General features: G+C 68.4%; 8 protein-coding genes. 4 read left to right on the top strand and 4 right to left on the bottom strand.

Translation table 11 applies throughout. The features are described 5' to 3' along the window. Positions 1–19 precede the first annotated feature (19 nt). Together VFG33_RS30420 and VFG33_RS30415 are read left to right on the top strand one after the other, a co-directional pair. Positions 20–556 carry a hypothetical protein gene (locus tag VFG33_RS30420; RefSeq protein ID WP_325056429.1) on the top strand — a complete coding sequence of 179 codons (537 nt, stop codon included), beginning with the start codon at positions 20–22 and terminating at the stop codon, positions 554–556. Between the two features lie 40 nt (positions 557–596). Continuing rightward, the gene (locus VFG33_RS30415) at positions 597–884 is read left to right on the top strand and encodes a 4a-hydroxytetrahydrobiopterin dehydratase (protein ID WP_325056428.1); all 288 of its coding nucleotides are present in this window, start codon (positions 597–599) and stop codon (positions 882–884) included. Between the two features lie 2 nt (positions 885–886). On the opposite strand, the gene VFG33_RS30410 is transcribed toward VFG33_RS30415, so the two are convergent. Together VFG33_RS30410 and VFG33_RS30405 are read right to left on the bottom strand one after the other, a co-directional pair. Then, entirely contained in the window at positions 887–1,237 is a 351-nt protein-coding gene (locus VFG33_RS30410) for a VOC family protein (RefSeq protein ID WP_325056427.1), read from the bottom strand. Between the two features lie 49 nt (positions 1,238–1,286). After that, positions 1,287–2,117: a helix-turn-helix domain-containing protein gene (locus VFG33_RS30405; RefSeq protein ID WP_325056426.1), complete on the bottom strand. Its 831-nt coding sequence runs from the start codon at positions 2,115–2,117 to the stop codon at positions 1,287–1,289. Between the two features lie 91 nt (positions 2,118–2,208). On the opposite strand from VFG33_RS30405, the gene VFG33_RS30400 reads away from it, so the two are divergent. Continuing rightward, entirely contained in the window at positions 2,209–3,291 is a 1,083-nt protein-coding gene (locus VFG33_RS30400) for a sialidase family protein (protein ID WP_325056425.1), read from the top strand. Between the two features lie 48 nt (positions 3,292–3,339). Continuing rightward, positions 3,340–4,164, top strand: a complete 825-nt coding sequence (locus tag VFG33_RS30395) for an acyltransferase domain-containing protein (protein WP_325056424.1) — start codon at positions 3,340–3,342, stop codon at positions 4,162–4,164. On the opposite strand, the gene VFG33_RS30390 is transcribed toward VFG33_RS30395, so the two are convergent. Together VFG33_RS30390 and VFG33_RS30385 are read right to left on the bottom strand one after the other, a co-directional pair. Then, a complete protein-coding gene (locus VFG33_RS30390) occupies positions 4,161–4,781 on the bottom strand; it encodes a DedA family protein (RefSeq protein WP_325056423.1) in 621 nt (206 codons plus the stop codon). The genes VFG33_RS30395 and VFG33_RS30390 overlap by 4 nt on opposite strands. Before the next feature lie 85 nt (positions 4,782–4,866). After that, positions 4,867–7,317 (bottom strand): LuxR C-terminal-related transcriptional regulator (locus VFG33_RS30385; protein WP_325056422.1); only part of this gene is annotated, 2,451 nt, incomplete at its 5' end.

Here is a 7,317-nt window from a genome sequence, read left to right as displayed (position 1 = left end):
ATCCCGCTAGGATGCCCGGGTGAATTCGACGGATCGCCGAACCACCTCCCGCCTCGTCCCGCTGCTCGTCATCGCCATCATCGTCGGCTACATCGCCGGCATCGGATTGGTCATCGCCGGCGGTGCGCAGAAGTCCAAACTCGGCAACCAGTACAAGGTGCAGTTCCTCAGCGAAGGGGACACCTGCACCGAGTCGCTGCCGGCGCACATCGATATCAAGACCGGCAAACCGATGGACTGCACCTCGCTCGACTACAGCTTCGTCTCCGACGTTGACCTACCGGGCTTCAGCGACTCCGAGTCCGACAGGATCACCGGGCTCGCGGCGACCCTTGGCGCCGGCGAGCTGACCAAGGACGAGCAGCGCCAGATCCAGGCCGAGGTCGACAAGGTGGCGGCGACCAAGCCGGAGAAGGTCCACTACTCGGGGCTGTGGGGCACCAACCTGCAGTTCGTCGGGATCGCCCTGTTCGTGCTCGGCCTCCTGGCCGGTGTCGCGATCTGGCTGGTCTTCCGTCGGCGGAAGCGCCTCGCGCCGCCGGCGACAGTGGCCTGACAGACGGCTGGACCGGCGGGGGACGACTAGAGTGTCGCGCATGGCTGAACTGCTGACGGACGACCAGATCGATGCGGCGATCCGCGACCACCTGCCGTTGTGGAAGGTGGCGGACAACGCGCTGGTCCGCACTGTCAAGACGCCGACCTTCCTGGACGGCATCCGGCTGGTCGCGACGGTCGCGCAGTTGGCCGAGTCGATGAACCACCACCCGGACATCGACATCCGCTACACCACCATCACGTTCCGCGTCAGCAGCCACGAGGCCGGCGGCATCACCGACGACGACCTCGTCCTGGCCCGTCACATCGACACGGCCGCCGCCTGACGTCACTCTGGTTGGCGTAGGCCGAGCAAAGTACCTTCCGGGTCGGAGATGTAGGCCAGACGGCCGACGCCAGGCAACCGTTGCGGTTCGCCCGCCGTACTGCCGCCGGCCTTGGTGACGGCAAGGAGGGTGGCGTCGAGGTCGTCCACCTCGATCCAGGGGATCGCCACCTGCTCCCGGTACGAGCGAGCCATGATCGCGCCGTCGATGCCGCTGCCTTCGCCGGTCGAGGCGACGAGGTAGTCGCCGACGAAAGGCGATGGCGTCACCTCCCAGCCGAAGGCCTCGGTGTAGAAGGCGGCAGCGCGGTCGAGGTCGGCAGCGGTGAGCTCGACATGGATGATGCGTCCCACGGGGTTCTCCTTCGCAAGGGGGTTGAGAACCTCAGCATGGCCGATCGGATCAGCTCCCGTCTTGGACGGATCTTTCATGCATCAGCGCGGCGATCCCGTTCTGCACGGCGCGGAACGAGGTCGCACCGACTCCCGTGTACCGCTTGAAGTCCCGGGCTGCGTGCGCCTGGTCGTAGTACCCGTGCAGCGCGGCGAGCGTGGCCGTCGCGTCCGCCGGTCCACCCAGTAGTCCGCCGACGAAGTTGAAGTACCGGATGATCTCGCCGAACTGCTTCGGCCCGAGACCGATCGAGCCGACGAAGAGCCGGTAGAGGCTGCTGTACGAGATCCCGAGAGCGGCTGCCACCGAGGCGACGGACCCGGAGCCCTGAGCTCGATCGATCACTTGTACGGCGTGATCCAGTAACTCGCTTCGAGGAAGCACCTGGAGACGCGGGCCGAGGAACTCCGCCAGCTTGTCAGCTCGGGGCGGCCCGAATCCGGCTCCGGCGAGTTCCAGCACCAGGCGTTCCGTAGTAGCGGCGTCCGTCCAGGAGGCGAACGGCAGGACGTCGTCGACCAGGCGATCGGACAGGCCGAGCGCGGCGATCCCCCAGGGCTTGAGCTCGGCGCCGACGTAGCTCGACACCCCGGTCTGAGTCAGCACATGCGGCCGCGTCATGACCCCGAACAAGGCGGCATCGTTCGTCCACTGCGCGCCGGTCAACGGATCGTGCCGTACGCCGGGCTCGGCCAGCGCGATCGCCATTCCTGGCCGGCCGTTGGGGATCAGGATCTCCCGCTTGACCTCCGAGGAAGAGCCGGGCGCCTCGATCATCCAGTAGTGGTCGACGACGTCACGCTGCCCGGCCGGCGGGTCGAAACGGAGATAGGCGGCCACGGATTCCACGATATGGCTGCTTCACGTCATGGCGGAGGTTGGACACGGCGATCGCTGGCGGCGGTCTGGGTCGGCCGTCTAGACAGGACGAATGATCTCTCCTCGCCGTCGCGGCGGCTTTGTCGTGCTGGCTTCCGCGTTGATCGTGTCCTTCGCCACGCCCGTCCACGCCTCGTTTGGGCAGCCGGGGTGGTTCTGGAACCGGCCACAGTGCGACACGGTGTACGGCGACGGGTCCGTCACGATCACGACCTCCGACGGTGCCGTGCTCGCTCCCACCAAGGGACAGTTGCAGCCGGTCACCTATGCCAAGGTGGCCGCGCTCGAAGAGCCGAACACGTTGATCTCGATCGGTCGGCAATCGATCCAGCGCTCCAGCGACGCTGGTTGCAGTTGGCAACAGATCGACAAATCGCCGGACGACCTCACTACGTACGACGTGACGCCGGGCCCGGGTGAGACGGCGTACATCCACAGCGTGAACGATCAGCCGATCCACCGGGTGAAGAGCAATCAGGTCAGTACGGTCGCGGGACCCGTCGAAGGCGGCGGTCTGGCCGCATTCCAAGCAGGCAAGGGAAAGCTGCGTGCTGTCGCGGGCAGCGGGCAGATCTTCGAGTCCACCGACGACGGCGTGAAGTGGCGAGCCGTCGGCAAGCTGCCGGCGCCGGACCTGTTCGTCTACGACGCGGTGATCGACCCGAAGAATCCCGACCACATCGTCGCCGGGGTGATGTCCGACGGCGTCTACGTCACCGTCGACGGCGGCTCGCACTGGATCCGGTCGAAGGCGGTCACGCGGGTGAACGCCTTCAGTGTGGCGATCTCGCCGGTCGACCCGTCGGTGGTCTGGATGGAGGGCTACGAGCGCGACGAGGGCACCCGGTACATCTGGCAGTCGAACGACGGCGGGATCAAGTTCCGGCCCGTGCTCGACGCGTCCAGGGCGGACCTCTACAACGGCAACAAGCTGTGGCCGAGCCCGGTCGACCCGGATCTGCTCTACTTCGCCTACGGCACCTCGTTCGCCGGGTACGGCGCCGACCTCTACCGTTTCCGGCCGTCCACCGGGGAGCTGACCAAGCAGCACAACCGGCACGACGGGATCCCCGGGCTGGCCTTCAACCCGGCCGATCCGTCGGTGTTGTACCTCGGCCTGGCCGAGGAGCGCTGAGGAAAAACTCAGGCCGGATGCAGTCGGTTAATCGGTTAACGTAGGCCGGTGACGACTGCTGAGGAGTACCGCCTGCTCGGGTTCGCCGACGCTGACCGGGAGGCCACCGAGAAGCTCGAGGCCGACCCGGTGGCCGTGGCCGAGTTCGCCTCGGAACTCCGCCGGAAGATCGGGGCGTTCACGCCCGAGAGTGAGCTGGAGGCACCGGACGACTGGCGGATCTCGCTCGCGGCGTTCCTCGAGACGCTGCCGGACATCCGGCGGTACCACCAGGAGCGCGGGATCAGCGACGAGATCAGCTGGGCCACGCTCGCGGACCTGGGCCAGCAACTGAAGGTGCATCGCCGCACGAACGGTGACTTCGGCCTGGAGACGCACTGGTGGATGACGATCCACTGGACCGGAATGATCTACGCGCTCGGCCGGCTGCAGTTCCTGCTGCACCAGGTGCCCCCCTCTCATCCGGTGCCGGGGACCGAGCCGGGTGAATGGGTGATCGGCGTCCACATCCCCGAGTCAGGACCGCTCACCCCGGAGGCGGTGGACGCCAGTTTCGACCAGGCCCGCGAGTTCTTCCCGCGCCACTTCCCGGAGTACCCGGTGAAGACTGCGACGCTCGGCTCCTGGCTGATCGACCCGTATCTGCTGGACAACCTGCCGCCCGAGTCGAACATGGTCCGCTTCGGGCGCCGGTTCACGCCGTACGGGAAGCCGCAGGACAGCCAGGACAGTCCGGTCTTCTTCACCTTCCGCAGCCACGATCTGACGGACCTGGACAAGTTCCCCCAGGACACCACCCTGCAACGCCTGGTGATCGATCGGATCAAGTCCGGCGGCACCTGGCAGTCGGCGTACGGCTACCTCAAGCTTTAAGCGCGGGCGCGGCGGCGGCGTACTGCGATGCGCCGGGTGGTCTCGACCGCGAGACCGATCACGGCGGCCAGGCTCAGGCTGAACGCCAGCGCCTTCAGGGAGTCGTGCGCGAACGCGTCGCCGCCCACGTACCCGAGCAGCGCCACGTAGGTGTAGGCGATCGTCACGCCCGCCACGGTGAACACCAGGAACTTGCGGAACGAGTACGCCGTGGCACCCGCGGTCAGGGTGGCGACCATCCGGGCACCCGGGATGTAGCGGACCGTCATCAGGATCAGGCCACCGCGGGTGTGCAGGGCATTCGAGACTTTCTCGTACATCCTCTGCCGGGCATCCCGCCGGCGCATCCAGCGGCGCAGCGCCGGGCCGGACCCGCGGCCGAGGAAGTAGCAGGCGGTTTCGCCGATCACCGAGCCGAGCATCGCCAGCACAATCACCAGGAGCAGATTCTGGTGCCCCGCGGCGGCGGCCATGCCGGCGGTGATCACCAGGCCCTCGCTGGGGATCACGGGGAAGACAGCGTCGACGGCGGCAGCGACGAACAGGATCAGCAGCAGCCAGTGCGAGGCCATCGCGAGGCTCAGCAGCTCACGAACGGCCTCCATCAACTCTGTCACGCCTGAAGCATGACATCCGCTACCAACCCGGTCCCCATCGCGGCTCCGGCCTCCAGGCTCGGTCCAACCGGAGTTCATCCATCGTTCACAGAGCTGCCAGGCACTCCGCGAGCTCGGTCCGGGAGTGGATTCCGAGCTTCGCGTACACCTTGCGCAGGTGGTATTCGACCGTCTTCGGGCTGAGGAACAACCTCGCCGCGGCCTCCCGGATGCTCTGTCCGTCAGCGAGCAGAACGGCGATCTGCCGCTCCTGGGGGGTCAGGTCGTCCGCCGTACTCGGCTCCCGGCGCCGAGCGGTCTCCCCCGTCGCCTTCAGCTCGCCCGCTGCCAGATCGGCCCAGCTGGGCGCCCCGAGCTGGTCGAACGCCGACACGGCGAGCCGCAGCTGCGCCCGGGCATCCACCCGCCGGCGGATCCGACGAAGCCAAGCGCCATAGACCAGTCTCGTCCGGGCCGTCTCGAACACATCGAGCGTCCGTTCGTGCCAGCCGAGCGCCTCCTCGAACTGCTCCTCGCTCTCAGTGAGCAGCGCAGTCACCCGCGCAGCCCGAGCCAGCGACCACGGCTGCCCCTTCTCAGCAGCCAGTACTGCGTACGTCCGCGCGGCTGCAGTCGCATCGTCGACCCGCCCCAGCCGCAGGTAGACCTCGACCAACTCCGGCGCCGGCGACAGATCGGGATCCAGCAGTCCGAGCGAGGTCAGTACTTCGGCCAGTCGCTCGTACTGCGGCAGCGCGTCGGCGGGATTGCCCCGGCCGAGCTCCAGGTCGCCCAGCGCGAACAGGGACCACGCCGTCGCGAGGTGGATCTGGTGCTCGCTGCCGAGCTGGTTCGCCTCGGCCGCCAGCGCACGGCAGTCCGCCTCGCGGCCCCGATGGGCCGACAACCACGCCTGCCCGGCCAGGCCGACTGCCAGGTCGGTCGTCTGCCCGGTCTCCCGCGACAGCCTGATGCCCTCGTCGTAGGAGGCCGCCGCATCCGCCCAGCGATCTGTGGTCGCGTCGTCACGGGCCAGCGAGAACAGCAGGGTCGGCAGGATTCCCAGCTCGACCTGGTCGCGGCGCTCCCGCATCGCCGCCTGGACCAGTGCGCGGCCGGTCTCGCTCTCGCGCAGGAACAAGGCCGCGAAGACCATCCAGACCCTTCGGCGCCGGTCCCCGTCGAACTCGGCTGTCGAAGCCAGCGCGACGGCGGCACGAATCTGGTCGGTACCCCCGTGACCGGAAAGCACCTTGGCGACTCCGCTCGCGAGCAGGCCGAAAGTTCGTGGTCCGGAGCGCTCGACCCGCACCAGCAACTTGTCGATGTCCTGCGCTGCCCCAAGCGCCCCAGCGACATCGCCGAGCCAGAAACAGGCATTCACCGCATCGGCCAGCAGGCCGATCGCGGTGTCGGGATCAGTGGTCTCGGCGGCCGCGGCGATCAGGATGTCCCGAGCCCTGGCCGGCGAACCGCATTTCATCGCGATGTCCCCGCGCAACTCGTGCGCTTGCGTTCGTACCGGCAGGGGCGGTTCGAGGGCCAGTGCCTCGGCGAGCAGGCCGTCCGCCCGGTCCGGCATCCCCGCGAACCACGCGGCCTGACCGGCAGCGACCAGCCGGAGCGCCCGATCCTGCGCCCCTTCGGTCAGTCGGGCCGCCCGCTCGAAGGCAGTGGCCGCGATCGCCTGGCCACCGCGGTCGGCCGCGTGCCCGGCCGCGGCGTCGAGTGCGGCCGCAACCTTGTCGTCAGTGCCGAGCACGGTTTCGGACAAGTGCCAGGCCCGCCGGTCCGCGTCGTGCCCGACCAAGGCTGCCGCCACTGCGCCATGCACCGTACGCCGCTCAGCTGGTTCCGCGCTCGCGTAGATCGCCGAACGGACCAGTGGATGCCGGAACTCCACCCGGCCATCCACGATCGTCACGAGCGACGCTTGTTCCGCCTCGGCCAAGGCGGCCACGTCGACCTCCAGCTCGGCACAAGCACGGGCCACAGCACCCAGCTCGCCATCGTCGACGGAAGCGACCAGCAAGGCTGTTTGCGCATCCTGGCTGAGCCGGCGGGCCCTGCCGGCAAAGGCGTCCGCCAGCAAGGCCGGGACCGGAGTCGGCACCCCCGGAGGGATCCGCTGCAGTTGTTCGGGATCGTTGGTCAGTTCGAGCAGCGCCAGGGGATTCCCGGCAACGGTCCGGTGCAGCCGGGCGACGAGATCGATCGAAACCACGCGGTCGGAGTGGTTCCGGACCAGCTGCTGCGCCGCTGCCAGGCCGACTCCCTCGAGCTGCAGCTGAGGCAGATCCGCCTCGGCCAGCGGATGGGATTCGCCGGCGCGGGCGGCGATCACCAGCACGATCGGGTCCGCCAGCAGCCGCCTGGCCGCGAACAGGAGTGCTTCCGCCGACGGGCGGTCGAGAAGTTGCGCGTCGTCCACGAGGAGTGCGACCGGCGCCGACTCGGCGTACCGGCAGAGCAGGTTCAGGGTGGCGGCGCCAACTGCGAACCGGTCGACGGCGGTGCCCGCGGTGAGGGCGAGCGCGGCGGCGAGTGCGTCACGTTG

The sequence above is a fragment of the Kribbella sp. genome, from assembly GCF_035687465.1.
GTDB lineage: Bacteria > Actinomycetota > Actinomycetes > Propionibacteriales > Kribbellaceae > Kribbella.
The sequence above is the reverse complement of the archived record's forward strand: the minus strand, read 5'-3'. Positions and strand labels throughout refer to the sequence as shown.